Consider the following 2,094-nt stretch of genomic DNA (forward strand, 5'->3'; position numbering starts at 1 on the left):
TGGCCTTTGAGCACCACAAGAGCCTTGCCCGCGAGATGGTCGGCGTCCAGCAGACCCGCGATATCGGCGAGATCTTCGAGCAGTCCGCCGGTGGAAAAACGCTCGTGGACATGTTCTCGCTGGACATGGTCATCGGCTCAGGCGGCGTGCTGGCGCACGCGCCGGAGTTTGCGCAGACGTGCATCATGATGATGGACGCCTACGCCCCCGAGGGCATGACGACTTTGGCGAAAGACTCGATCTTCATGATGCCCCAGCTCGGCGTGCTCTCCGTGCTCCTGCCCGAAGCCGCAACCCAAGTATTCGAGCGTGACTGTCTGATCCGCCTCGCAGACTGTATCGCGCCGGTCGGGACGGCCAAAGAGGGCGAGCCGTGCTGTACCTTTGTCTTCAAGGAGAAAAACCACGATATCAAGTTCGGCCAGCTCGTGCTCCTGCCGCTGGAGCAAGGCGAGAAGGCAACGGTTGAGTGCCGCCCGGCCAAGAACTTCGATCTGGGGCAGGGCAAGGGCAAGAATGTCACGTTTAATGTCCAGGGCGGCGAGGTCGGCCTGATTTTAGACTGCCGTGGCCGCCCCATTGCCATCCCGGATCAAGACGCCGCCCGCGCCGCCAAGATGCGCGAGTGGCTCAAGGCACTGAAGCTTAGAAGCGAGTAGAACCCACCTGCCCGAACCCACCCGCCTCGTTCCTCGGCGCCCTCCCTTGAAGCAAGGGAGGGTTGTTTTTGTTTGTTTTGAAAACATCCAACAATTTTGTTGCGCAACAGATTTGTTGGATGCTATACTTGCGGCATGACTACCGAACTAACCCTGCAAATTACGACCGGCGGCGAAGTGCCTGCGTTTGGGCGTGAGGTGTTTATCCAGCAGCTCTGGGAGACGCTCAAGACACAAGGTTTCCAGCTTTTAGGGGAACGGCGTACGGGCAAGACAACCGTGGTGAAAGCGATGAACCGCGAGCCACGCGCTGGGTTTCAAGCGATTTATCTTGACTGTGAGGGCTTGAAGACACCTGTCGAGTTTGTTGAGGCCGTCGCCGCGAAGCTGGAAGAGTACTTACCACAGGGGAGGCGAGCAGCAAACTGGCTGCGGGATGCCTGGAAGATACTGGGCGAGGTGGAGATCAAGGGAATCATCAAGATACCGGCCACCCAGACCGGAAGCTGGAAGCTGTTTCTGGAGAGGACGCTTCAGGCTCTGGAGGGAAACCTGCCCGACGGAGGGCGCTTTGTCTTCTTTCTGGATGAGGTGCCGCTACTGCTGAGCAATATTGTTGGGGATAAGACACAAGGCGAAGGTGTGGCAATGGAGCTTATTGATACGCTTCGTGCTCTGCGTCAGCGGGAGAGTACGCCGGTTCGGATGGTCTTTACGGGCTCGATTGGCTTGCATCATGTGCTGACCGGTCTGCGCGAAGCGGGGCACCGCAACGATCCGGTTAACGACCTCGATCCAATCACACTGCCAACCCTGACCCAAGAAAAAGCGACCCAACTTGCCCAGGCACTGGCGGCGAGCCTGCAATTACCTTGTGAGCAAGCCGATGCAGCCTATATCGCGGAGCAGACTGATGGCCTGCCGTTCTACATTCAGTGGGTCGTCAAGCGCCTTGGGGAGCGGCGACTTCCGGTGACGCAAGACGCTGTGAATACCGTTGTTGGTAAGCTTCTGACCGACCCACAGGATCCGATGCATCTGCGCTACTACGAGGAGCGTATCGAGAGCTACTACGGTGTACGTGCTCCGCTGGCGTTTGCCGCGCTGGATGTTATTGCCCTAGCCGAGAGCCCTGTTCTGTTTCGTGAGCTTACCAATACCGTGCGTCACCAAGAACCAGAGGCAAAAGACCGTGATCTACGGATCGCTTTAGACTGGCTCCAGCAAGATCATTACCTGCGGGTCGAAAACGGAGCATTTTGGTTCCAGCACCCGCTTATCCGCCGCGCCTGGTGCATCTTGCGCTATCTCGAAGGGCAGGCATAACCATGTCCGATGTGCTCCTTTCCGCCTTCAACCCCAGCACGATGTCGCCGAAGCTTCTGGAAGCAATCTTCGTGGAGCGCGAGCCGCTTGTCCAGGAGCTTCTTGGGAG

General features: G+C 58.1%; 2 protein-coding genes. Both read left to right on the top strand.

What is annotated here, in order from left to right:
- A partial coding sequence (locus ACH2EH_RS05100) for a glutamate mutase L (protein ID WP_395139563.1) occupies window positions 1-659 on the top strand: 659 nt, incomplete at its 5' end.
- Window positions 660-794: 135 nt separating this feature from the next.
- Window positions 795-1,985, top strand: coding sequence for an AAA family ATPase (locus tag ACH2EH_RS05105; protein WP_395139564.1), 1,191 nt, complete (start codon window positions 795-797; stop codon window positions 1,983-1,985).
- Window positions 1,986-2,094 lie beyond the last annotated feature (109 nt).

The sequence above is a fragment of the Armatimonas sp. genome (genome assembly GCF_043760365.1).
In the GTDB taxonomy this organism is placed as follows: domain Bacteria; phylum Armatimonadota; class Armatimonadia; order Armatimonadales; family Armatimonadaceae; genus Armatimonas.

What these genes read in the sequence shown, in the direction of transcription:
- ACH2EH_RS05105 (WP_395139564.1), top strand. Translation starts at nt 795, where the DNA reads ATGACTACCGAACTAACCCTGCAAATTACGACCGGCGGCGAAGTGCCT.